The organism is Steroidobacter denitrificans, from assembly GCF_001579945.1.
GTDB lineage: Bacteria > Pseudomonadota > Gammaproteobacteria > Steroidobacterales > Steroidobacteraceae > Steroidobacter > Steroidobacter denitrificans.
In genome coordinates, this window is sequence record NZ_CP011971.1 from 129,018 (window position 1) to 153,674 (window position 24,657).

Sequence of the window (24,657 nt, forward strand, 5' to 3'; positions counted from 1 at the left end):
GGGCATGTTCAAGGCAGCATGCCCACGCTGCAAGCATACCGTCCGATCTGCGTGAGGGGTGCCGGGCATTGTCGCATCGCCCGTACCGCATCGAAGCAGCGGCCGCCGGGGGAGCGAGCATCGTGGCCGCCTGGTGTCGAGTGCCAGGGACGGGTGCTTGCGACAGGTCCTAGGCGAGTTCCTTCAGCCAGTCGCGCGGGCGCAGAAAGTCGGTATAGAGTCGGGCCTCGGGTGACCCTGGCTGTGGTTGCCAGCCGTATTCCCAGCGAGCCAGAGGCGGCATCGACATCAGGATGGACTCCGTGCGCCCGCCCGACTGCAGTCCGAACGCCGTGCCGCGATCATAGAGCAGGTTGAACTCGACATAGCGTCCGCGACGGTACAATTGGAACTGCCGCTCGCGCTCGCCAAAGGATAAGCCCCTGCGCCGTTCGACGATGGGCAGGTAGGCCGGAAGGAAATGATCGCCGACGCTTTGCTGGTAGGCGAAGCAGCGATCGAAGTCCCAGTGGTTCAGATCATCAAAAAACAGTCCGCCGACGCCGCGGCTCTCGTTGCGATGCTTCAGGAAAAAATAGCGGTCGCACCATTGCTTGTGGTGCTGATAGACCTGCGCGCCGAACGGCGCACAGGCCTGCTCGGCCATGCGATGCCAGTGCAGGACGTCCTCATCGAAAGGATAGTACGGGGTCAGGTCGAAGCCGCCGCCGAACCACCAGGTGCAATCGCCGGGTTTGGAGGCCGAGAAAAACCGCACGTTGGCATGCGTCGTAGGTACGAACGGGTTCAGCGGGTGCAATACCAGCGATACGCCGGTGGCGAGCCACTGCGCGCCCGCCAGCTGCGGACGCTGCGCCGTCGCGCTCACCGGGAGCACCGATCCCGTTACCAGCGAAAAATTGACGCCGGCCTGCTCGAAGACTGCGCCGTTGCTGAGTACGCGGCTTTCTCCGCCGCCGCCTTCGGTGCGCTCCCAGCGATCGCGTTGGAATCGAGCCTGCCCGTCGATTTTCTCGAGCGCCGCGCAGATGCCGTTTTGCAGTTCGCGCAAATAGGCGATGACCGGCGCTGGATCGGGACTCGCATCCATAGTGCTTCGCGGGATTACTTCGTAGTCGAGGCGCGTTTCGCGGCAGGTTTTCTTCCTTTCCCCGTGGAGGTCGGGGCCGCTGTGGTATTTTTCACGGCAGCCTTCCGTGCCGGTTTTCTCGCGGCCTTGGGAGTGGCTGCGGCGGATCTTGTCCTCGCGGAATGCGTCGCACCGCGCTGGTTCGTTCCGGCGCCCGACGCATCCTGCTTCGCAGCGCCCTTTCGGGTTGTATCCTTCTTTACCGCAGCAACCGCAGGTGCAGCGGTAGCGCCTGCGGTTGCTGCGGTTTTTTTCGCGAAGCGTCCGAAACGCCCCTTGCCGCGTTCCGGCGCGGCGGCAAGCAGTTCGCGGCATTCCTCCAGCGTCAGGGTTTTCGGATCGCGGTCCTTGGGGATTTTTGCGTTCTTGACGCGATCGGTGATGTATGGACCGAAGCGTCCATTCAGTACCTGAATGCCGGCCTCCGGGAAATCCAAGAGGGTGCGATTCGCGTCGAGTTCCTCCTTGGCGCGGATCAGCTCCAGGGCGCGCGACAGGCCGATCGTGTAGGGATCATCATCCTTGATGGAAACGAATTTCTTCTGGCCGTACTGCACATATGGGCCGAAGCGGCCGATGGCGATCTTGATCGGATGTCCTTCCGGCGTTTCGCCGACCGTTCTGGGCAGAGTGAACAGTTCGAGCGCTTCCTCCAGGGTGATCGAGTCCATGCGCTGGGTCGGGCGCAGGCTGGCGAATCGAGGTTTCTCCTCGTCATCCTTGGTGCCGAGCTGCACGAACGGTCCATACTTGCCGTAGCGCACGGAAATCGGTTTGCCCGTCCGCGGATCGCTGCCGAGCTCGCGTGCTTCGGAGACGTCCTCGCGCGTCACCGTCTCGTCGACATGATCGACACGCTGCTTGAACTCCTTCCAGAAACGCTCGAGTACCGGGATCCACGCTTCCTTGCCGCCGGCGATCTCGTCCAAATTATCTTCCATCTTGGCGGTGAAGCCATATTCGACGTAGTGATGGAAGTTACGCGTCAGGAACCGGTTGACGATCTTGCCTAGATCGGTGGGCACGAAGCGGCGGTTGAGCAGTTCCGCGTATTTCTTGCCGATGAGCGTCTGAATGATACTGGCATATGTGGATGGCCGTCCGATGCCATGTTCCTCCAGCGCCTTGACCAGGCTGGCTTCGGAATAGCGCGGCGGCGGCTCGGTGAAATGCTGCTCCGGGCGGACCTGCAGCAGCGAGAGCGTATCGCCGACTGCCATGGGCGGCAGGATACGGTCGTCGTCGTCGTCGCTGACGTCGTCCAGACCTTCCTTGTAAACGGCGATGTAACCCGGCTTGACCAGCGTCGAGCCGTTTGCGCGCAATACCGCAGCGGCATCTTCGCGCCGGCCGGACGTGCCCGGCAACAGGTCGACGGCCACCGTGTCATAGACGGCCGGCTCCATCTGGCTGGCGACCGCCCGCTTCCAGATCAGGCTGTAGAGCTTGAACTGGTCGGCATCGATCTTGCCCTCCAGTCGCTCCGGCGTGAGTGCAGCCGAGGTTGGCCGAACTGCTTCGTGGGCTTCCTGTGCGTTCTTGGACTTGGTCTTGTAGTGGCGCGGGGCGTCGGGTAAGGATTCGGTGCCGTACAGCTGCCCGATGACCTGGCGGATTTCCTGCAGTGCCTCGTTGGCCAGGTTCACCGAGTCGGTGCGCATGTAGGTGATCAGACCCACCGCGCCCTCGCCGAAGTCGACACCCTCGTAAAGCTGCTGTGCGAGCCGCATCGTGCGCTGAGCGCCGAAACCGAGCTTGCGGGCGGCCTCCTGCTGCAAGGTGGAGGTCGTGAAGGGCGGGGCCGGGTTGCGGCGGCGCTGCTTGCGATCGATCGCCGCAACAGTGAGTGTGCCCGGCGCGGCAGCTGAGCCGGCAACCTCTCCGGAGCCGAGAATCCCGGCGGCCTGCTCGATCTCCCCGCGTACCTTGCCGGCCTCGGCTTCGGTCGTGATCGTGAACTGCTCGACCTTTCGACCCTGGTATTCGATCAGCCGCGCGAAGAAGCCCGGCAGGTCGCGGTTCGGCTGCGGCATGGACGTCTGGCCGCTGCCGGTCTCGACTTTCCGGGCGTGGGCATCGATCGTCCAATATTCACGGGACTGGAAACGCGCGATTTCCTCTTCGCGCTCGCAGATCATGCGCAACGCGGGACTTTGCACCCGCCCCGCGGACGCACCGGACAGACCGGCTTTTTTCCACAGCAGCGGCGACAGGTTGAAGCCGACCAGATAGTCGAGCGCACGCCTGGCCTGCTGCGCGTCGACGAGATCCTGGGAAATACCGCGCGGATGTTGAATCGCCTCGCGGATGGCATTGCGCGTAATCTCGTAGAACACCACTCGGTGTACGTCCTTGCCGTCGAGTGCGCCGCGTTCCTTGAGCAGTTCCGCGAGGTGCCATGAGATGGCCTCGCCCTCGCGATCCGGATCGGTGGCCAGATACAGGGCGTCCGATTTCTTCAGGGCTCGAGTGATGGCCTGCACATGCTTTTCATTCTTGTCCAGAATCTGGTAACGCATGGCGAAATCGCGCTGCGGATCGACCGCGCCTTCTTTGGGCACCAGATCGCGAACATGGCCATAGGATGCCAGTACCTCGAAATTACTGCCGAGATACTTCTTGATGGTTTTCGCCTTCGCCGGCGATTCCACGATGACGAGATTCTTCTGGTCCATAAAAAAAGAAAACCGCGGTCGACCGCGGCACTTCAGCTGCGCTCGTCTCTACCGGACAGTTTCAGTGCACCGCATCCAGACGGTCGTCGAATACCAAGTCCTCCATGCGTAAATACGCACTTTCCTGCCCGGGCTGCGTGAACAGCACCATCAGTACAACCCATTTGACCTGTTCGATATCGATCTGCGGCGTATCCAGCGCCAGCAGCCGGTCTATAACCCGTTCGCGCTGCGTCGCATTGAGTATGCCGATATTCTCCAGATATAGAATGTACCCTCGGCAATCGGTGTCGAGACGAATCTGCTCGTTGGAGGCAAAGATCCGGATCGCACGAGAGGCCGGCGTTGCGGCCATGTGCGGCGGATCCGCGGACAGCTGTTCCAGCCATTCCAACGCGTGTCCGACTTCCCGTTCCGAGAACCCCGCCCGTTCCAATTCGTCGCGCAGCGTGTCGCGGTCGGGTCCCGGTGCGCTGTGAAGGTCGGTATCGAAGTAATTCTCGAACAGGTAGATCAGGATATCGAGAACACTTTCCTTCATTTTGCTCACTTCGGGGCGCGCCGGACATACAGGCCGCCGGGGCAGGGCTCGATGCGCGCTTCAAGCTCGAGAATCAGCAGCATCGATGCCACTTCTTCAGCCTTGAGCCCTGTACGTGCGACCAGTATATCGACACCGGCCGGCTCGAAGCCGAGCGCATCTAACAAGATTTTATAGTCTTTGTCCAATACCGAACCCGCATCCGCTTCTGTCGGACCGGCGGTGCGGGCGCCAGCAGTAGCCGCGTTCATTCCCGTTTCCGGCGGCAAGGGGCTCAGTTCGTTCAGGATGTCCTGTGCCGTTTCCACCAGCGTCGCTCCTTGCCGGATCAGCTGATGGCAGCCGCGAGCCAGGGGGTTGTGGATGGAGCCGGGAATGGCGAATACCGCCCGGCCCTGTTCCCCAGCCAACCGCGCTGTGATCAACGAACCGCTACGCGTGGCGGCTTCCACGACCAGGGTTCCCAGAGACAGACCGCTGATAAGCCGGTTGCGGCGCGGAAAATTGTGCCTGACGGGCGGCGTACCGAGGGGAAATTCACTGATCAGCGCGCCCTGCGCCGCGATCGCCGCGGCCAGGGCTGTATTCGGACCGGGATAGTCGATGTCCAGACCCGTGCCGCATACGGCGATCGTTCGGCCGCCTCCATCGAGCGCGCCGCGATGACTGGCAGCGTCTATGCCTACAGCCAGACCGCTGGTGATCGTCAGGCCGCAGCGTGCGAGGTGGGCGGCAAAGTGGCCGGCGGTGTCCCGGCCGGTCGGGGTAGGGCTGCGCGATCCGACCATGGCGAGTTGCGGCAGCGCCAGGACTTCGGGGTCGCCGCGCACGAACAAGCCGACGGGCGCATCGGGCAGGTGCTCCAGCAGTGCCGGGTAGTCGGCGCTGCCCCAGGGTACGAAATGATGTTCCTGCGCGGCCAGCCAACGCAGATCTTCGGCCAGCCGTTGCTGGTCGCCTCCGCCGGCACGCGCCTGCAGCCAGTCGAACAGGGCGGCCGGAGCTCCGGCGGCGCGCAAGGCCGACGGTGAGCTGGTGAGAATCGCCGTGGGTGAGTGCAGCAGGGCCAGCAAGGGCTGCAATATGCCGGCATGCAGCCCCGGCGCACGCGCTAGAACCAGCCAAGCGTGGAGCTCATCCATGAGCAGGGCTCCGGCGGTCATTCCTTCATGGGGACCGAAGGGGTTGCGCCAACGAGGGGGTCATCCGGACAATCATCGCCGAGCCTGCAAGCCGTAATTCTTCAGGCTCTGGCATCAAGGATTGCGGGCCGAATCACCCTGGCGGATCTCGTGCGAAGTTTCCATGACCAGCCCATAACTCATGCGGTCGAAGGCTTTGAAGATCATGATCAGGCCGATGCGTTCTTCGGGTAGCCGTATCTTCTGGCCGGATAAAGCTCTGGACTTGCGTGCCGCCAGGCCGCCTCTGGCATAGGTGTTGCGCACTACGTCACCGGCCTGGTGGACTGCCAGGACGTGGCCTGCCTCGAGCCCGTGCCGTTCGCCGCGATTCAATGCCACCACCTGGTATTGCCCCATCATGGTGTGGCTGCGCACGGCAATGATGCTGGCGGTGACGGCCGCACTCGGAGCATGCGGCACGAAGTCCACGTTGACGTCCAGGCGCTCCGGGAACAGTTTGTCGCCTTGCAAGGCTTCGCGCGTCGAGTCGGTCAGAATCAACTTTGCGGGGTCGCCCGCCACCGCGATAGGACCGGAACCGACATAGATGCCGGAGTAGCCGAGCAGCGCGCCACCGTCCGGATCATACAGGCGTTCCTCGATATGGATGATGCTGTGACGGGTATCGACGGGATCCTTGCCGATGCCGCGAGCGTAGATCTCGTTGCCGACCGAGCCGATCAGGTGTCCGTCACGCATAGCCACCACGTAGGGCGCCTTCGCCACCTGGTCCTTGTCCAGCAGGGTGGGGCGGCCCATGAAGCTGGCTATGACTTCATAGGGAATGGCGGTCACTGCCTGGCTCAGCGGTTCTCGACGAATCCGAGGGGATAGGCGCGTGAGGCCGCTTGCCGTGTCGCGCGCCAAGGTTACGCGTGGCTGGCCGTCGACATAGACCAGTTGCAGTACATCGCCGGGATAGATGAGATGAGGATTGGCTACCTGAGGGTTGACATACCAGATTTCGGGCCAATACCAAGGATCGCGCAGGAATACCTTGGAGATATCCCAGAGTGTGTCACCGGGCTTGACGACATACTTGTCGGGCGCATCCGCCGATACCGGAATATTGCTGCCGGTCGCGAGTGTGCGCGCAGGGGTATCCTGCGCTACGGCGCCGTTCAGACCGGCGGCAAGGGTCAGGCTGGCGATGAGGCTCAGCAGGATCGCAGGCCGCATTGGCAAATTCGCAGTTTTCATGCGCCGAACAAGCTCCAGTGAAGGACCGACTCGAACCCGCGCCGGACTTGCCCCCTCGGCCGTATAATGCCCGGGGTCGAACCTTCGGGCGCGTTCCGGCACGGCGGCAAGCAATGCTCGAGCGTTGCGCCGTACGGTACGCGGGTTGGTGACCTCGCGACTCAGGCGGACGCAGCACCTTCGGGGTCGATATTAAGTTCAACCGTGACCTAACTTTAGCAGCATATTTGCAGCGATTGCACGAACAGGATTCCGCCCCCGCGACGTGGTTCTCAATTTGCCCGGCAGCTCGCCGGCAAGTCCCAAGGCAGGCATTCTGACGGGTATAACTTCAGCTTTGTGGTTTCAGTCATGGCGCTTCTTCCCATTCTCGAATTTCCGGATCCCCGCCTGCGGACACGCGCCCAGCCTGTACAGCAGGTCGATGCAGCGGTACGCAAGCTGATCGACGATCTGTTCGAAACCATGTACGCGGCCCCGGGTATCGGCCTGGCCGCAACCCAGGTGAATGTGCATCAGCGTGTCCTGGTGATCGACGTCAGCGAGGGCCGCAAGGAACCTCTGGCACTGATCAACCCGGAAATCCTTTCGCGCGAGGGAATCGAGGAAACCGAGGAGGGCTGCCTGTCCGTCCCGGGTATTTATGACAAGGTGACGCGGGCCGAGCGCATCCGGGTGCGTGCGCTGGACTACACCGGCAAGATGATCGAGTTCGATGCCGACGGATTGTGCGCGGTGTGCATCCAGCATGAAATCGATCACCTGGACGGCAAGTTGTTCGTGGACTACCTCTCCGACCTGAAGCGTACCCGCATTCGCAAGAAGCTTGAGAAGGAGCGCAAGGAGCGCGCCACCGCAGGCAGATCGCGCCCGCGCATCGAGGTTCCAGCACTCTGAAACACTTCGACCTGCGCCCGACCAGCCGCCTCGATTCCTGGCGCAACTTGTCCGCTGACCCGGTGACCTCCGCTTGAAAGCTTTGTCCATAGTGTTTGCCGGCACACCGGAATTCTCGGTACCGGCGCTCGAAGCCCTGCTGGATTCTCGCCATCAGGTGGTGGCGGTCTACACTCAGCCGGACCGGCCGGCCGGCCGGGGACGGCGGTTGGCCATGAGCCCGGTCAAGCAATGTGCGCTGCGCCACGGGCTACCGGTGGAACAGCCGGGCAGCCTGCGTGATCCCGCTGCCGTGCAGGATCTTGCGCGGCGAGCGGCCGACCTGATGGTTGTGGCGGCCTATGGACTGATTCTACCGCCTGCCGTGCTGGCGTTGCCCAGGCTGGGCTGCGTGAATATCCATGCCTCGCTGCTGCCTCGTTGGCGTGGCGCCGCGCCCATACAGCGTGCCATCCTGGCCGGTGATCAGGTCAGCGGCGTGACGATCATGCAGATGGATGCCGGACTGGATACCGGTCCGATGCTGCTCGAACGCCGCTGCCCGATCGAGCTGCGCGACACCGCCGCCACCCTGCACGATCGGCTGGCAGCGCTGGGCGCCGACGCCATCGTGCAAGCCGTGGACGCATTGGCGATCGGTACGGCACAGGCTCGCCCTCAGCCCGAGACGGACGTCACTTATGCCGCCAAGCTGCGCAAGGAAGAAGCGCTGATCGACTGGTCGGTGTCCGCCTGTCAAATCGATCGTCAGGTGCGCGCGTTCAATCCTTGGCCGATCGCCGAAACTCGCTGGGAGGGGCGGCAGCTGCGTATATGGGAGGCGTATTGTGAGGACGTCCCGACGATGACTGGAGCGATGGGTGGGACGATGGCCGTACCAGGCAGGGTCATGGCCGCCGACGCCATGGGTCTGCGGGTAGCGACGGGTCGCGGGATGCTGCGAGTTACACAAGTGCAGATCGCCGGGCGCAAGGTGCAGCCGGCTGCCGACTTCGTCAACGCGTATCGGCTCGAGGGCGTGGTACTGGGAACGTGAGCCGTCCAGGACAAACGGCTGGTTCGGCACGATCTGCGCAACTGCGCGCCCAGGCAGCGCGGGTTGTGGCCGGCGTGGCGATACACGGCCGCTCATTGGATGCGGCGCTGGAACGGATGAGGATGCATGCAGGCCACGACCGTGGATTGCTGCGTGCCCTGTCCTATGAGAGCCTGCGTTGGTATCTGCGTCTGGATGCTTTGCTTGTCAAGCTGCTCTCGCGGCCGAATCAGTCTCTGGCCCCGGACGTCCGCGCGCTTTCGATCGTGGGTTTGTGTCAGTTGTTGCACATGAATACTCCGGCGCACGCCGCGATAGCAGAAACGGTTGAAGCGGCGCGTCACCTCGGTCATCCTCGCGCAGCGGGATTCGTCAACGCGCTGCTGCGCCGCGCGCAGCGTGAAGGGGCGCAGCTGCTCGCCGCCGTCGACCGCGATCCGGTCTTGCGCATGGCCCATCCGGGCTGGCTGGTCGATGCTTTGCGTGAGGATTGGGGCGAGGCGGCTGCAGGTATTCTCGATGCCAATAATCAACATCCACCGTTCTGGCTGAGGGTCAATCGCCTGCGCGGCACGGGAGCGCAATACCGCGCACGGCTGGAAGCTGCCGGTATGGCGGTGGTCGCCGGCGAGTTCCAGGATGAAACGCTGCTGCTGGCAGCGGCGGCGGATGTCGCCGATCTGCCTGGCTTCGATAGCGGTGATGTCTCGGTGCAGGATGCCGCCGCTCAACTCGCCGCCAGATTGCTGGCACCTCGCGCGGGTGAGCGGATCCTGGATGCCTGTGCAGCACCTGGCGGCAAGACCGGCCACTTGCTCGAACTGCAACCCGAGGTCGGCTCACTGGTCGCCATCGATGTCTCACGGCAACGCCTGCGGCGGGTTGCGGACAATCTGCTGCGGCTGGGATTTCCCGTCGAGCAGGGTACCGGCGAGCATTTCGGCGCGTACCCGTCAGTCCTGCCCATTCCGTCCAGGAGCCGCATCCAATTGATCGCAGCCGATGCCGCTGCACCCGAGTCCTGGTGGGATGGCGTTGTATTCGACCGCATCCTGCTCGATGTGCCTTGTTCGGCGACCGGCGTGATTCGGCGTCACCCGGACATCAAGCTGCTGCGCCGCGCCGAGGATATCCCCGTGCTGGCGGAGCGCCAGTTGCAATTGTTGCAGCGGCTATGGCCGCTGTTGGCTCCGGGCGGCCGATTGGTTTATGCGAGTTGTTCCGCTCTTCTTACGGAGACTCATGACACCGTGGCGGCGTTCCTGGCCTCGTGTGACGAGGCGCGCGACATCACCGTCGCCGTGCTGGGTACACTGGGGTTTGATCGAGGGATCGAGACTGACCGGATTTCTGGCCGAATTCCCGGCCGGTCTTCCGGTCGCCTTGTGGGCCGCCGGATCGCCGCGGGAACCGCCGGCATGGACGGTTTCTATTATGCTTGCCTAGAAAAAACAAAGGGACGATGAGTGGCAGCGAGCCTGCGACATCACCGCTGGATGCGCGGTTTCTTGCACGATGCCGGGCGCGTGTGCATCTGCGTCTGGAAACTCGTGGCCGCCTGCGTGTTGCTGAATCCGGGTGTCGCCTTGGGCGGCGGCCAGGCAATGAGTGCCGATCCCCCGGAGCAGCGTACGGGTCCAGGCCGCTTCGAGATCCGCTCCGCCTATGTAGAGCCTGCTGAACAGGTTTATCAGCTCAACGCGACGATCGACTTTCATCTGCCGCAGGAGGCCCGCGCGGCCATTCGCGACGGTGCACCACTATTGTTGCGTGTGGATATCGTCGTGCAGCGGCAGCGCAACTTCTGGTTGGATGAGACCGTTGCGGCGCTCAGTCAGAACTACGAGGTGTCATTTCATGCCCTGAGCGAGCGCTACCTGGTGCGCAATTTGAACAGCGGTGAACAGACCTCCCATGGCACCTTGGATGCTGCGTTGAACCAGTTACGGGTCATCAGCAATCTGCCGATTCTGGATCAGACGCTGATCCGACCGGGCAGCCGTCACGAGATCAGCCTGCGCGCTTCCCTGGACGTTCGCACCATGCCGGATACCTTGCGCTTCCTGTTGTTCTGGGTCGACGATTGGCGCCAGCGGACCGAGTGGTATACATGGTCGCCGCAACTCTGAAACGTACGCTCGTGTCGGTCCTGGTGCTGATCGGCTCGGGGCTGTGGGTGGCGGCGCTGCTGATCATGGCCCACACGGTGCAGCAGTCGGCGCATTTCAGCGACGCACATCCCTTCATCGTCGGCGTCAACGTCGCCGGACTGTTGGTATTGCTGATACTCATCGCCGGCCGCTTGACGCAGTTGGTACGGGACTGGCGCAGGCGGGTCGTCGGCTCGCGGCTGGAAGCGCGGATGGTCACGATGTCGGCTACCGTTGCTCTGGTCCCGCTGCTGCTGGTGTTCTATTTTTCCGTCGTATTTCTTAATCGCGGCATCGACAGCTGGTTCCACGTGGAGATTCGCCAGGGATTGGAAGATGCGCTGACCTTGTCGCGTGCGGCGCTGGACCTGCGCATGCGCGAACATTTGGATCGCACCCGGCTGTTGGCACGGCAGCTGGCGCAGGATCCACTCGACCCGGTGCCGCGGCTCGATGAAATGCGTCAACAAAGCGCAGCTTTCGAACTGACTTTGCTGGGCTCCAGCAGCAGTATCCTCGCCACCAGTTCCGATCGGCCGGCGGAGATCGTACCGATGCGCCCCAGCGAGGAAGCGTATATGCAGGTGCGGCAGGGCCGCGATTACGTCACGCTCGATCCTGTGGCCGGCGGCGGATATCTGGTACGCACCGCGGTGCAAGTGCCGCAGATGCACCCTGGAGACGAGCCGCGCATGCTGCTGGCGATCTATCCGATCGAACGTCGCCTGGGCGAGCTCGCCGATACGGTGGAATCTTCCTACCAGCGCTATGGCGAAAAGGCGCGGCTGCGCGAACCGCTCAAGACCAGTTTTACCCTGACCTTGACCCTGGTGCTGCTGCTGTCGTTGTTTGCGGCACTTTATGGAGCCTTCTGGGCGGCGCGGCGCCTGGTTCGCCCCATTCAGGACCTGGTGGCCGGTACCCGCGCCGTCGCGAAGGGCGATTTCGACCTGCGTTTGCCGCTGACCTCGCACGATGAAATGGGCATCCTGGTGCATTCTTTCAATGACATGACCAAGCGGCTGGCGAAAGCCCGGGAGGAGGCAGCCCGCAGCCAGCAAGCGGTCGAAGCCGAACGCGCCAACCTTGCGGTCATCCTGGCACGCCTGTCGACGGGGGTCGTTTCGCTGCAGCCTGATCTGACGGTGCGCACCGCCAACGAGGCCGCGGGCTCCATCCTGGACGCAGATATGGCCGCTCTGATCGGCCAATCGTTGGCGAGGTCGGGCTCGCCGAACTCCCTCCTGGGGCAGTTCGCATTCGCCTGCAGCGGACATCTGGAAGCGGGACAAACCGAATGGCGCGAACAAATGGTGCTGCAGGGCGAATCCTCGCGCCGGATCCTGATGTGTGCCTGCACCACCTTGTCGGGCGAAGACGGTGGTCCTCGTGGTTTCGTCATCGTATTCGACGACATCACCATGCTGCTGCAGGCGCAGCGCGATGCCGCCTGGGGCGAGGTTGCGCGCCGGCTTGCCCATGAAATCAAGAATCCGCTCACGCCGATTCAGCTATCGGCGGAGCGTCTGCGTCGCAAGCTTCTGGACACCATGGAGGCTTCGCAGGCGCAGATATTGGACCGTGCCACACATACGATCGTGCAACAGGTCGAATCCATGAAAGAGATGGTGAACGCCTTCAGTGAATATGCGCGCGCACCGGAAATGGATGTGTCACGCTTCGACCTCAATCAGCTGATCAGCGAGGTGGCGGAGCTGTATCGTGGACAGATTCGTACCGACTGGATCAGGCTGCGGCTCGATACGACGCTGCCGCAGATCGAGGCCGACCGTGGACGCATGCGCCAAATCGTCCACAATCTTCTGGCGAATGCCAGTGAGGCACTGGAAGGCATGGAGGATCCGCGGATCCGGATCGAAACGCGGCACCTTGATCACTCCGGCGGCGCGGCGGTCGAGATCATCGTCGAGGATAATGGTCCTGGATTCAGGCCTGATGTCATCGGTCAGGTGTTCGATCCATACGTGACCACCAAGCCGAAAGGCACGGGTCTGGGGTTGGCGATCGTGAAAAAGATAGTCGAAGAACACGGCGGCACCATAGATGCGGACAATGCGCGCTCAGGCGGCGCGCGAATACGCCTCGAGCTGCCGCTCATCGCGGTGGACCGAACCGGCGGTTCGGCCCGGGAACGGCGTGGCGGACCTAGGAGGGAACGTACATGAGCGCAGCGCGCATTCTGGTAGTCGATGACGAGGCGGAGATCCGCGAACTCCTGAAAGATATCCTCGCGGACGAGGGTTACGACGTGGAGGTCGCCGCCGATGCGGCCGAAGCACGTGCCAGCCGCGCCGAACAGGATCCGGACCTGGTGTTGCTGGATATCTGGATGCCGGATACCGATGGCATCACCTTGCTGCGCGAATGGACGCAGATCGATGGCGCGTCCTGCCCCGTCGTCATGATGTCGGGGCATGGCACCGTGGAAACGGCAGTGGAAGCCACGCGCCTGGGTGCCTTCGATTTCATCGAAAAACCCTTGTCCTTGGTCAAGCTGCTGCATACGGTCGAGCGGGCGCTGGAATCCGGGCGCAGCAGACAGCGCCAGACAGGCCGCACGCTGGTGCCGCAGCTCATCGCTCCGGTGGGCCGCAGTCGTGTCATGCGCGCCCTGCGTGAGCAGGTGGAGCAGATCGCGCCTCATGAAACGCCGGTATTGATCGTGGGCGAACCAGGTTCGGGACGTGAGGCGTTCGCCCGCTATCTGCATTCTCTGAGCCCCCGTGTCCAGGGACCGTTCGTTCAGCTGGTAGCCACCGGCGTGAGCGACGAAGGCGCCGCGGCCATTCTGCACGGCACTCAGGACGCCGATGGGGTACATGCCGGCGTGTTCGAACAGGCCTCCGGCGGCATCCTGTTCATCAACGGCATCGAGGATCTGCCGCCCAAGGCGCAGGGCCTGCTGGCCGCCGCACTGGAGACCCAGACTTTCGCGCGCGTCGGCGGCGCCACACCGATCAAGCCCGATGTGCGCGTCGTGGCCTCGGCGACCCCGTGCTTTCTGAGCGCCGACGTCCGCCAGGAACTCTTGTCACGACTAAGCATCATTACCTTGAATGTGCCGCCGCTGCGCGAGTATGCGCAGGACGTACCCGAGCTGCTGCGCCACTATGCCGATCGTCTGGTTGATGAGCAGCACCTGCCGCTGCGTCGTTTCAGCGTTGCCGCACAGAATCGCCTGCGTAACTATCCCTGGCCCGGCAATGTGCGTGAACTACGCAACCTGGTGCAGCGCTTGCTGATTCTTGGCGGCGAGGAGGAAATCAGACTCGATGAGATCGAGCGCGAACTGACGACGCATGCGCCGATGAGCGAACCTTTGGTGAAGCAGGATCTGCTGGCGCTGCCGCTGCGCGAAGCACGCGAGCACTTCGAGCGCGCCTACCTGCAGCAGCAGCTGATCCTGTGCAACGGCAAGGTCGGGCAGCTGGCCAAGCGGGTCGGAATGGAGCGCACCCACCTGTATCGCAAGCTCAGGTCCCTCGGCGTGGACTTCCGGCAGCTGGCGGAGGAGTGAGCGGACCCGGTTTCCGTGGCGGCGGTGGTTCGAGGTGTCGATGCTCGCCGATCGCGCCCGCCGGCGGCCTACTCTCCCACGCGTATGACCAGCGCTTCGACGCGGGCCTGGCGCAGTTTGCTGCGCGTATCCTCCAGCTGCTTCAGGTTGGCGATGGGGCCTACGCGCACACGATGCCAGGTATCCTTGTCGATAGTCACTTTCTGGATTTTCGATTCGACACCCTGCATGGCGATCAGGGCTCGCATGCGATCCGCATCGACGAGATTGCGGAATGAGCCGGCCTGCAGGATGTAGGCGCCTGGTTTTTGTACGGGGCCCGGAGTGGTCGGACTGCCGCCGTCCTGTTCCGGCACTACGACCTCGAACTTCGGCAACATTTCGTAAAAATCGAACTGTGTCGCGGCATCCTGGGAGGCAGGTGCGGGCTGTGCCGGTGTTTCATCCTGCGGCATCGACGCTGCGGGCGGCGCCCGTCGCGCCTCCGGGCGGCGATCGTACAAATACACGCCCATCGCTACGATGAGTCCCGCCGCCAGGCCGCTGACGAAACCGGCAGTGCCGGACAGGCTCGAACCGCCGGTGCGCCGCTTGCGGTGTTTGTAGTCGCGCGCCATTCTGCCGGTGATCCCGCTACATCTTCTCGGGTGCCGATACACCCAGTAGCTTCAGTCCGTTGGCGATGACATGGCGGGTCGCAGCGACCAGATTCAGGCGGGCATTGCGCAGGCCGGCATCATCGACGATGAACATGTGCGCGTTATAGTAGGTATGGAAATCTGCGGCGAGATCCCGCAGATAGTGCGCTATCTGATGAGGCTCGAGCGCTGCGGCAGCGGTTTCCAGGACTTCGGGGTAGGATGTCAAGCGCCGGATCAGCGCCTTCTCATGGGCTTCCGTCAGCCGGTCGATACTGCGCTCGCCCAGGCCGCGGTCGTGCTCATGGCCTTTTTCCCGTAGTTGCCGAAACACGCTGCAGACGCGGGCGTGGGCATATTGCACGTAGTACACCGGATTCTCCTCGCTTTGCGAACGTGCCAGATCGACGTCGAACACGAACTCGGAATCCGCCTTGCGCATCACCAGAAAGAATCTCACCGCATCGCGCCCCACCCATTCGATGAGATCGCGCAAAGTCACATAGGCACCGGCGCGCTTGGAGATCTTCACCTCCTCCCCGCCGCGCATCACTTTCACCATCTTGTGTAATACATAGCTGGGATACCCCTGGGGGATGCCGATGTCCAGCGCCTGCAGACCGGCGCGCACGCGCGCGATCGTGCCATGATGATCGGTTCCCTGGATGTTGATCGCCCGCTGAAAGCCGCGCCGCCACTTGGTGACGTGATACGCCACGTCGGGCAGGAAATAGGTGTAGCTCCCGTCCGACTTGCGCATGACGCGGTCCTTGTCGTCGCCATAATCGGTGGTCCGCAGCCACATTGCGCCTTCGCTTTCGTAGGTCTTGCCACTGGCAGCCAGTTGCCGAACGGTTTCCTCGACCTTGCCGTCGGTGTATAGACTGGATTCGAGATAGTAGACATCGAAGCGCACCCCGAATGCCCGCAGATCGATGTCCTGCTCATGACGCAGATAGGCCACTGCGAAACGGCGAATCGCCTCCAGGTCATCCGCCTCGCCGTTGGCCTCGACGGATTGGCCATCGAGCGCGTCTACCGTTTTTTTCTCCAGAAAATCATCGGCGATGTCCTGGATATAGTCGCCCCGGTAGCCGGATTGCGGCCAGCCCGGTTCATCGGGGCCGATGCCGCGTGCGCGCGCCTGTACCGATAGCGCGAGGTTTTGGATCTGTACGCCGGCATCGTTGTAGTAGAACTCGCGGCTGACCTGGTGACCCCGCGTCTGCAGCAGGGCGGCCAGCGCATCGCCCAGCGCCGCCTGGCGGCCATGCCCGACGTGCAGCGGACCGGTCGGGTTCGCCGATACGAATTCCACGATCGTATGCTCCCCGGCACCGGACCGGTCCTGACCGTAGGCGGGCCCTAGAGTGAGGATTCGCGATATCTCCAGCTGATGGGCGCGCGGGGAGAGATGGAAGTTGATAAAGCCGGGGCCGGCGATCTCGGCTTTGGCGACCAGTTCGCTGGCCGGTAGCGCATCCAGGATCGCCTGGGCGAGTTGGCGCGGATTGCGGCGGGCTGGCTTGGCCAGCCGTAGGGCGATGTTGGTCGCATAGTCCCCGTGCGCGATGTCGCGAGTGCGCTCTGCAGCGATTGCAGGCAGGATGGCTTCGCCGGGCAGAATTTCGTGCGGCAGGGCGCCGAGCGCAATTTGCACCAGCCGTTCGATCTGGTCTTTCAAGGGTATCGATGGTCTCAAAAAGGGCGGAAAGTCTATCAGTCCGGCGCCGCTTCGGCGGCTTCATTCACAGCCGCGGCGCCGGACCGTCTCAGAATAGTTCCTGGGCATCCACATCGATCGACCAGCGCACCTGCCTGCTTGCCGGCAGGGTTTCCAGGATGGGCAGCCAGCCGGCCAGGAATTTTTGTACTGGACCATGCGATGGCGCCTGCAGCAGCAGTTGGGCGCGGAAGCGTCCTGCACGGCGCTCCATGGGCGCCGGAGCGGGCCCCAGCAGTCTCAGGCCGCGTAGCGCGCTTTGGTTCGTATCCTGTGCGCAGGCCAGGAGTCCACCTGCCTGCGCCGCGTCCCGCGCCGCGTGCAGGAACTGCATTGCCGCAGCCGGCGTCGGCGCTTCCGCGCGCAGCAAGGCGATGCGTGCGAACGGCGGCCAGCCGCTGCGCTCGCGTTCCTGCAGCGCGCCTTCTGCAAACGCCTCGTAGCCGCCGGTCAACAGTTTCGTGAGCAACGGATGGTCGGGGTATTCCGTCTGGATGAGCACTTCCCCGGGACGTTGCGCGCGACCGGCGCGGCCGGCGACCTGGACGATGGTCTGGGCGAGGCGCTCACTGGCGCGATAGTCCGTGCTGAACAGACCCTGATCGGCATTCAGCACCACGACCAAGGTGACATTCGGAAAATCATGCCCTTTGGTGAGCATCTGGGTGCCCACCAGCAGGCGCACCTCATTGTCATTGATCCGTGTCAGTACAGCTTCGAGCTCTCCCTTGCGGCGGATACTGTCCCGATCGATGCGTGCGAGCGCCACGCCGGGGAACATGAGACCGAGGGTTTCCTCGATGCGCTCGGTGCCTTGTCCGACCGGCTTGAGCATCGTCGAGCATAGCGGGCAAAGCTCCGCTACGACCTGCCGATTGCCACAGTGATGACAGGCCAGCTGCGTGCCGCGGCCATGTACGGTGAGATGGGCGTCGCAGCGCCGGCACTGTGCCGTCCAGCCGCAGCCCGGGCAGAACATAACCGGCGCATAGCCGCGCCGGTTCAGGAACAGCATGACCTGCCCGCCGTCCCGCAGATGCCGGTCGATGGCCTGCACCGTCGCGGTGGCCAATCCCTGCGTTTGAGGCTGATTGCGCAGGTCGACCAACGAAAGCCGCGGTGGCTTGGCGCCAGCCGCACGCCGTGGCAGCCGCAACAGGGTTTCAGGCTGGCGCCGGGCATGCAGCAGCGATTCCAGTGAAGGTGTGGCCGACCCCAGGACGATGGGAATGTCCAGACGTTGCGCCCGCAGGATCGCCAGATCGCGCGCCGAATACCGGAACCCGTCCTGCTGCTTGAAGGAGGGATCGTGTTCCTCGTCCATGACGATCAGTCCGAGGCGCGGCAGAGGCGCAAAGACCGCCGAGCGGGTACCAATGACAATGTGCACCTGTCCCAGCTGCGCCTGGCGCCAGGCCGCCAGACGTTCGCCGTCGCTCAGGCCGGAATGCAGCACGGCCATCGGCAGATCGAATCTTTCGCGAAAGCGCGATACAAGCTGCGGCGTCAATGCGATTTCCGGCACCAGGACCAGTGCCTGTCCGGTGCGTGCCAGCACGGCGGCGATTGCCTGCATGTAGACCTCGGTTTTGCCGCTGCCGGTCACGCCCTGCAGCAACAATGCGCTGAAACCGCCGAGGCAGGCAGCGATGTGCTCGACGGCGGCCTGCTGCGCATCGTTGAGCGATGGCCCGGGATGAACGGTGCCGCTCGATGCCGTTTCGGCTACGGGTTGTTGCCACTCGACGAAGCCGCGCGCCGCCAACCGGTGCAGCGCCTCCATGGACGCGCCGGCGGCCTGAAGAATGTCGCTGGCCGGCGCCGCGTCGCGATGCGCAAGGTATTCGACGATGCTGCGCAGCCGGGTTGCCCGGGCGGATAGCTGCGTCATCGCTTGACGGCGCCCCGCCTCGGTGAGCCGCCACACTCGCAGCTCTTCGCGTAGCGGCGCGCCGGCGCGCAGCGCTGCCGGCAGCGCCGCCGCCAGCACCTCGCCCACCGGATGACGATAGTATTCGGCAGACCACAGCAGCAGTTTCAGCAGTTGCGGGTCGAAGACGGGTTCGGTGTCGATGCAGGCGTGGATGTCTCGCAGCTTGCCGGCAGGAACCTCGGTGTGTTCACGGTATTCGATCACGATGCCGACCACTCGCCGTCGGCCGAAGGGAACCCAGACTCGCCCTCCATGCGGTGGGCTGGGCTGGCCCGCCGATACCCGGTAGTCGAAAATCCGCCGCAACGGCGTGTCGATGGCGACACCCAGGATCATGATGCCTGGTCCCGCCCGCGCGGCGGAGGCGCGAATCGCCGGCAGATTGCGTACATGCTCAGGATATCGATGTCTGTCGTTTCGCTTCTGTCCGCCATGTCCTCATCGTCGTGCAGTGTCTCGGCCGCCGATCCGCCCGGTCTTTGTCCACCGGTTTTCCGGCTGCGCATCAGGCGGATGCTTCCCGAGGCTCCCGTGAATTTTTGCTGTCAACCGATTCCGCGCCTGGACGTTCTATTCACGAGTGCCCCGAAAACTCCCGGATAAACCTTATGCATCGTTCCGCGCCCGTGTGGATTCCATCCTGGACGCTTCCCGGATCGGGCATGCCCGAAAACCCGCATCCGGCGGCGGCTATGCCGGGGCGGCCAGGCGCGGCGGCCGGTGTGGGATCATCCTCGTTTGTGCGCTTCCGGTTGCCGCCGTCTGTAGAGCCGGCTTGCCTGGAATCGTGCTCCCGGGGTCTGTTTGCCCTAGGATGGGACGCCGACATGCCGGTAAGTCTCGAGGACTCGACCCTGGATCCGTCCCGCGCTCTCGAGCGCTTCCTGCTCGATACTGAGAAACGCGCCTTTCGCATCGCTCGCATCACGGTCCGCGACGACGATGATGCACTCGATATCGTACAGGATGCGATGCTGCAGCTCGCGCGGCGCTACGGAGGGCGGCCCAGCCAGGAATGGCGGCCGTTGTTTTACCGGATCCTGCAGAATCGCATTCGGGACTGTTTGCGGCGACGCAAGGTGCGTTCCCGGATCATGGCCTGGCTGCCTGCACGGAAGGAGGAGGGGGAGCGCCAGCCGGATCCCTGGAATGACGTTCCGGATGGACGGCCGCAGCCAGCCGAGCATCTGGCCATCGACGAGGCCATGCAACTGCTCGAAGATACGCTCGCGGACTTGCCGGTGCGTCAGCGCGAGGCCTTCACCCTGCGTACGCTCGAAGGCCTGGACGTGGCGCAAACGGCCCAGGCGATGGGTTGCAGCGAGGGCAGCGTCAAGACGCATTATTCGCGGGCCGTGCATCGGCTGCGCGATCTTTTGGGGAGCGCATGGTGAATCGCTGCGACCACGAATCTTCGCAAGGGCCTGGGGAACATGCCGGACTTGTCCGCCCGCAGCCCGAGATCGACACCGGCACGCGCCGGGCTCCGAGCAGGAAGGAATGGGATGCCGTTGCCCGCCGCGACGCGACGGAGGATGCCGGCCCGGATCTTGCTGATGAGGCACTGGCGGACGCCTGGCAGCGCCGTGCGCGGTCCGTGTTCGATGACGGCGTCGAACGAGTGGATGCGCGCATCCGCTCGAAACTGACCCAGGCCCGATACGCGGCTGTCGATGAACTCAGGAAGCATGCGGCGTGTCGGCGCCTGCCGCGGCTGCCGGTGGCCGGATTGACCGTTGCGGCGGTTGCGGCGGTTGCCGTCCTGGTCTGGAATGAGGGTAGTCCCGGATTCATGCCCGGTGAATTGCCGCTGGAAGACATGGAACTGGTCGCGGAGGTCGACAGCCTGGAAATGCTTCAGGATGTGGAGTTCTACGCATGGCTCGGCTACCAGCGATGAGCATGCCGGTTGTGCGCGCAGCCTCGGCGATACTGCTGGCCTGGACCGTGCCGGATGCGGCATGGACCCAGACCCAGACCCATGCTCAGACTCATGTCCTGGCCTCCATTCACGTCCATGCCCCGGGCCAATCTGGTCTCCCCGATCCGCTCCCGCGGGTGTGGATGGCGACACTGGAACGACCGCGAGCGCCTGTCCCATCGCCGCCGGGTGCCGGCTTGCTGGCGGCCGCAGATCATCCACAGGGGCTTTCATCTCGGCGCGCGCCATCGGCGCATGACTCCCGTGATGCGCGATTTTCGGGCGAGGAATCCGATCGCGATGAACTCCAGGGAGCCGGCGTATCTTGGGAATCGCTTTCCGAGGAGCAGCGCGAACTATTGTCGAAATATCAGGCACATTGGGACCAGCTGCCGATGGGGCGCCAACGCGCGCTTGCCAGAGGTGCGCACCGCTGGCTAACCCTGCCGCCGGAACGGCGCGAACAGGCGCAGCGGCGCTTCGAGCATTGGCAATCGCTGGATTCGAAGCAGCGTCGTGAACTGCGGCGCCGGTACCAGGAGTTCAAGGTTCTACCCGCACAGGAGCAGGAGCGTATCCGGCGAGGGTTTCAGAACTTCCAGCATCTGGCGCCGGAACAAAGGCGCGAACTGCGCAAGCGATTCCATGATCTGCCGCCCGAGGAGCGCCGGCGACTCAAGGAGCATCGACAACCAGCATGGGAGGCCGGACATGACATCCATCCTCCCGGAGAGCCTGCCGATCAAGAGTCGCAGGATCATTCCCGGCGCCGGCCTCAGCAGGGAGACTCGCCACCGGAATGATCGCTGCCGCCGGCAAGGTGGAAGGATCGAACGGCGGACTTACAATGACCGCCGGGCCGGAAATCAAGTGATTGTTCGAGGATCTGCGGCGGGGAGGGGTTGTCTGAGAGGCTGGATTCCTTCGATTTCGAGCAACAACTCGCGGCGGCAGATATCACCGGCGAGAAATAATATTTGCGGGTCAGGCCAGGATCGTCGCAGGCGCGCGGCGACAGGTGCCAGCAACGCAGGGTCGCGCAAATAGACCTTCATGAGATCCCGCGCCGGATGGCCGCCGGATATGTCGTCCGACGCGGTTCGAATCGGGGCGGCATGGTTTACGCCGGCCTGCTGCGTCTCGACCTGATTTGTCTCGGTCTGGCTTGTCTCGGCGTGGACGGGCACAGGCGCCGGGATACTCGCCTGGCCGCGCAACTCGGCCAGATTGCGCAGGATTTCCTCGGCCTGGGCCAGGACATCATCATGATGTCGTGATGTATGACCGACGATGCTGGCGGTACCCGATACCAGCAGCGTGCCATCCGCCGCGAGCGTCGCCCGTGAGAAATGAGGGCTGACCGGTCCATGGATGCGAGGATAGCGATATGCGCTGACCTGGCGAGGATTCTCGATGGCGGTTCCCGGCTGCCGCGCGGCAAGCCAGAATACCTGTACGTGGTGCGTTCTGCGCTGATGACCGATGCCCGTCGCCGCGGGATAGCGTCGTAGGCCCGTTGCGCTCCCGCCTGCGAGGTTCGCGCCATCTCCGAGTCCCAGGCCGCATGCCCGGCCGACGCAGAATTGCCGGTAGCGTTCCATATCGCCGGTTCCCTCATTGATTGCATCGAGATAATTCCAGATGCGCAGCAGGTGAGGAAAGGCGGATTGCTCTTGGAAACGCTTCAAGGCGGCATAGACGGCTTCGCCGGCGGCGCAAATTCCAGGGTAGGCGTCTTCCGGTTCCTCGATGAGCGCGAATAAAAAATGATCATCGCAGGCATAGCGTACGATGCCGTCACGGCCGCTGCGTACCGGTCCATGCGAGAACCAGAGTTCCGTCGGTGCAGGCTGCCGCAACGGCAGCAGGCCAACTTCGATCTCGAGGGCCGGACTGGCTCCGTGCAAGGCAGCCCCCAGGGACTGCGGCCCGAAGTGGACGGCAGCCAGGATGTTCGGGGGGAGCGGCGCACGTGGGTCGAGGATGCGGTATTCGACCTGGATCGGTACCGGCTGGCCACGGTCATGCGCCTCGTGTGTCGGCCGTTGGACGGGGCGTTCGCCGCTCGAGTCTTCTGGAAACAACAGGCTGGATCCTTCGCGCATACCGATGCCGCAGCGCGAATGATACACCGAGCTTTTCCTTTGCCGACGCATATCGTTATTTTCCGTGCGCCGAAGGCCGCGCCGCTACAGAACGAGAGGATGCGTCGACATAACGAAAGGCTATGGCGTGAAGGCGGGCGCGAGTTGCCGAGCCGGGACAACCCGTACACAATAAGGAACATCCCTGGGAGGGGCTGTCCCATAGTGCATACTACGCGTCCTACGCGCCTGGGGTTCAACCCCGGGTGTGTTCGGGTGCCCAGGATCAATGATCGGGGTGGGGTGTGCAGCGAATCATGAGCGCCGCTGCACGATCGGAAGCCCTGCCGCGATCGGATGTTCTTACTTGCCCGGCGACGGCCCGGCGGCGGGCGCAAGTTGAAAGTGTTTGATCGAGCGCCTTCCGGGCGTTCGTGCTGGAGTGTTCATGCCGGTAAAGATTGCTGTACTCAAAGAGACGCGTCCTCATGAGCGGCGCGTGGCCCTGGTGCCCGCCGTGGCCGATAAGCTCATCAAGCTTGGTGCGCAGGTCTGTATGCAATCGGGTGCGGGCGAGGCGGTGAAGCTTGCGGATGCGGCATTCAAGAATGTCGTCATCGAATCCGATCCCGTCGCGCTGGTGGGAGATGCCGATATCGTCCTGGCGGTACAGCCGCCGGAAGCCGCCTTGATCGGCGCGATGAAGCCGGGCGCCATCCTGATCAGTTTCATCTACGCACACAAGGAACCGGCGCTGACCAAGTTGTTGCGTGATCGCGGCATCACCTGTTTCGCGATGGAACTGGTGCCGCGCATTACTCGTGCCCAGGCGATGGATGCCCTGTCCAGTCAGGCGGCGTTGGCCGGCTACTATGCGGCGCTGCTTGGGGCGACCCACCTGGCGCGTATTCTGCCGATGATGACGACGGCGGTTGGATCGATCCGGCCGGCACGCACGCTGGTGATGGGGCTGGGCGTGGCCGGCCTGCAGGCGCTTGCCACGGCACGCCGCCTGGGAGCCATGACGGAAGGATATGACGTCCGGCCGGAAACCAAGGAACAGGCGGAATCCCTGGGCGCAAAGTTCGTCGATACCGGCGTGGATGCCCGCGGCGCGGGAGGGTATGCGCGCGAGCTGACGCAGGAAGAGAAGGACAAGATTGCCGGTGTCATCACTCGCCATATTCAGAACGCCGATATCATCATCACCACGGCAGCGATTCCCGGCCGGCCCGCTCCGAAGTTGATCAGCAAGGCGCAGGTGGAAGGCATGAAGGCCGGCAGCGTAATCGTCGATCTTGCGGCAGAAGGCGGCGGCAATTGCGAATATACGCAGCCTGGAGAGACCGTGCAGGTGGGCCAAGTGACGATCGTCGGTCCGCTGAACGTGCCCAGCATGCTCGGTGAGCATGCCAGCGAACTGTACGCCAAGAATCAATTCAATCTGATCGAACTGTTTCTGAAGGAAGGCGCGGTGGCGCTCGACTGGAGCGATGAGGTCGTCGCGAACACGGTGTTGACTCACGCCGGTGAAATCAGGAATGAGGCCGCGCGAAAGGCCATCGAGAGCGCTTGAGCGCAAGGGGATATTTCATGGATCTGACGACTACGATGACGGGCTTCGTCGCCCTGTATATCTTCATGCTCGCGGCCTTCACCGGATACGAGATCATCGGACGCGTTCCGTCGATTCTTCATACACCGCTGATGTCCGGGTCCAACTTCGTTCACGGCATCGTCGTGGTAGGCGCCATGTACGCTCTGCTCAACGCCACCTCGACCGTCGAACAGGTCATCGGCTTCGTGGGTGTGCTGCTCGGTGCGGGCAACGCTGCAGGAGGCTACGTGGTGACCGAGCGCATGCTGGAAATGTTCAAGCCCAGCGCAAAGACCGGCGCTCGACCTGAATCCGCGGGCAGGGCGGACGGCTGACCGGCCAGCCACTGGCAGCCGCATCCAGCGCTGCGAGGCTCATGGCCATCCGAGACGGCGGCCGCGGGTAGCACGA

20 protein-coding genes are annotated in these 24,657 nt (G+C 63.5%); 11 read left to right on the forward strand and 9 right to left on the reverse strand.

Translation table 11 applies throughout. The annotated features are described in order from the left end of the window. Positions 1-169: 169 nt before the first annotated feature. The 5 genes from hemF to ACG33_RS00545 form a co-directional block, all read right to left on the reverse strand. On the reverse strand, positions 170-1,090 hold the full coding sequence (gene hemF, locus ACG33_RS00525; protein ID WP_066917878.1) for an oxygen-dependent coproporphyrinogen oxidase: 921 nt from the start codon (positions 1,088-1,090) through the stop codon (positions 170-172). Between the two features lie 14 nt (positions 1,091-1,104). Next, entirely contained in the window at positions 1,105-3,804 is a 2,700-nt protein-coding gene (locus ACG33_RS00530; protein WP_066917879.1) for a DNA topoisomerase I, read from the reverse strand. Between the two features lie 61 nt (positions 3,805-3,865). Next, positions 3,866-4,345 (reverse strand): DUF494 family protein, encoded by a 480-nt coding sequence (locus tag ACG33_RS00535; RefSeq protein WP_066917880.1) that lies wholly within the window; start codon positions 4,343-4,345, stop codon positions 3,866-3,868. Between the two features lie 5 nt (positions 4,346-4,350). Next, entirely contained in the window at positions 4,351-5,487 is a 1,137-nt protein-coding gene (gene dprA, locus ACG33_RS00540; RefSeq protein ID WP_066922619.1) for a DNA-processing protein DprA, read from the reverse strand. Positions 5,488-5,601: 114 nt separating this feature from the next. Continuing rightward, a complete protein-coding gene (locus ACG33_RS00545) occupies positions 5,602-6,729 on the reverse strand; it encodes a LysM peptidoglycan-binding domain-containing protein (protein ID WP_083536308.1) in 1,128 nt (375 codons plus the stop codon). Positions 6,730-7,080: 351 nt separating this feature from the next. Between ACG33_RS00545 and def the strand changes: the two genes are divergently transcribed. From def to ACG33_RS00575, 6 genes are all read left to right on the forward strand, one after another. Next, on the forward strand, positions 7,081-7,626 hold the full coding sequence (def, locus tag ACG33_RS00550; RefSeq protein WP_066917882.1) for a peptide deformylase: 546 nt from the start codon (positions 7,081-7,083) through the stop codon (positions 7,624-7,626). Positions 7,627-7,699: 73 nt separating this feature from the next. Beyond that, positions 7,700-8,662, forward strand: a complete 963-nt coding sequence (gene fmt / locus ACG33_RS00555) for a methionyl-tRNA formyltransferase (protein WP_066917883.1) — start codon at positions 7,700-7,702, stop codon at positions 8,660-8,662. Further along, entirely contained in the window at positions 8,659-10,128 is a 1,470-nt protein-coding gene (rsmB, locus tag ACG33_RS00560) for a 16S rRNA (cytosine(967)-C(5))-methyltransferase RsmB (protein WP_066917884.1), read from the forward strand. Before fmt ends, rsmB begins: the two co-directional genes overlap by 4 nt. A 30-nt stretch (positions 10,129-10,158) precedes the next feature. Then, the gene (locus ACG33_RS00565; protein ID WP_066917885.1) at positions 10,159-10,791 is read left to right on the forward strand and encodes a DUF4390 domain-containing protein; all 633 of its coding nucleotides are present in this window, start codon (positions 10,159-10,161) and stop codon (positions 10,789-10,791) included. Beyond that, the gene (locus ACG33_RS00570; RefSeq protein WP_066917886.1) at positions 10,773-12,998 is read left to right on the forward strand and encodes an ATP-binding protein; all 2,226 of its coding nucleotides are present in this window, start codon (positions 10,773-10,775) and stop codon (positions 12,996-12,998) included. The genes ACG33_RS00565 and ACG33_RS00570 overlap by 19 nt, the downstream gene beginning before the upstream one ends. Further along, positions 12,995-14,350, forward strand: coding sequence for a sigma-54-dependent transcriptional regulator (locus ACG33_RS00575; RefSeq protein WP_066917887.1), 1,356 nt, complete (start codon positions 12,995-12,997; stop codon positions 14,348-14,350). Before ACG33_RS00570 ends, ACG33_RS00575 begins: the two co-directional genes overlap by 4 nt. Before the next feature lie 68 nt (positions 14,351-14,418). Here the strand turns inward: ACG33_RS00575 and ACG33_RS00580 are convergent, their stop codons facing one another. The 3 genes from ACG33_RS00580 to ACG33_RS00590 all read right to left on the reverse strand — a co-directional run bounded on the left by ACG33_RS00580 (position 14,419) and on the right by ACG33_RS00590 (position 18,980). Next, entirely contained in the window at positions 14,419-14,967 is a 549-nt protein-coding gene (locus ACG33_RS00580) for an SPOR domain-containing protein (RefSeq protein ID WP_066917888.1), read from the reverse strand. A 16-nt stretch (positions 14,968-14,983) separates the two neighbouring features. After that, positions 14,984-16,672 (reverse strand): arginine--tRNA ligase, encoded by a 1,689-nt coding sequence (argS, locus tag ACG33_RS00585; RefSeq protein WP_066917889.1) that lies wholly within the window; start codon positions 16,670-16,672, stop codon positions 14,984-14,986. Positions 16,673-16,760: 88 nt separating this feature from the next. Next, positions 16,761-18,980: a primosomal protein N' gene (locus ACG33_RS00590; protein ID WP_066917890.1), complete on the reverse strand. Its 2,220-nt coding sequence runs from the start codon at positions 18,978-18,980 to the stop codon at positions 16,761-16,763. Positions 18,981-19,471: 491 nt separating this feature from the next. On the opposite strand from ACG33_RS00590, the gene ACG33_RS00595 reads away from it, so the two are divergent. Genes ACG33_RS00595 through ACG33_RS00605 form a run of 3 tightly spaced genes read left to right on the forward strand, consistent with a single transcriptional unit; the run spans position 19,472 to position 21,368 of the window. Continuing rightward, complete coding sequence (locus tag ACG33_RS00595) at positions 19,472-20,038, forward strand: RNA polymerase sigma factor (protein WP_066917891.1); 567 nt, start codon at positions 19,472-19,474, stop codon at positions 20,036-20,038. Then, positions 20,032-20,544, forward strand: coding sequence for a hypothetical protein (locus ACG33_RS00600; RefSeq protein ID WP_066917892.1), 513 nt, complete (start codon positions 20,032-20,034; stop codon positions 20,542-20,544). Before ACG33_RS00595 ends, ACG33_RS00600 begins: the two co-directional genes overlap by 7 nt. Beyond that, on the forward strand, positions 20,523-21,368 hold the full coding sequence (locus tag ACG33_RS00605) for a DUF3106 domain-containing protein (RefSeq protein ID WP_083536309.1): 846 nt from the start codon (positions 20,523-20,525) through the stop codon (positions 21,366-21,368). Before ACG33_RS00600 ends, ACG33_RS00605 begins: the two co-directional genes overlap by 22 nt. A gap of 63 nt (positions 21,369-21,431) precedes the next feature. Here the strand turns inward: ACG33_RS00605 and ACG33_RS00610 are convergent, their stop codons facing one another. Then, a complete protein-coding gene (locus ACG33_RS00610; RefSeq protein WP_157071612.1) occupies positions 21,432-22,697 on the reverse strand; it encodes a chorismate transformation enzyme, FkbO/Hyg5 family in 1,266 nt (421 codons plus the stop codon). A gap of 400 nt (positions 22,698-23,097) precedes the next feature. On the opposite strand from ACG33_RS00610, the gene ACG33_RS00615 reads away from it, so the two are divergent. Together ACG33_RS00615 and ACG33_RS00620 are read left to right on the forward strand one after the other, a co-directional pair. Next, positions 23,098-24,225 (forward strand): NAD(P) transhydrogenase subunit alpha, encoded by a 1,128-nt coding sequence (locus ACG33_RS00615; RefSeq protein WP_066922621.1) that lies wholly within the window; start codon positions 23,098-23,100, stop codon positions 24,223-24,225. Positions 24,226-24,242: 17 nt separating this feature from the next. Beyond that, positions 24,243-24,581, forward strand: coding sequence for an NAD(P) transhydrogenase subunit alpha (locus ACG33_RS00620; protein WP_066917895.1), 339 nt, complete (start codon positions 24,243-24,245; stop codon positions 24,579-24,581). The last annotated feature ends 76 nt before the right edge of the window (positions 24,582-24,657 follow it).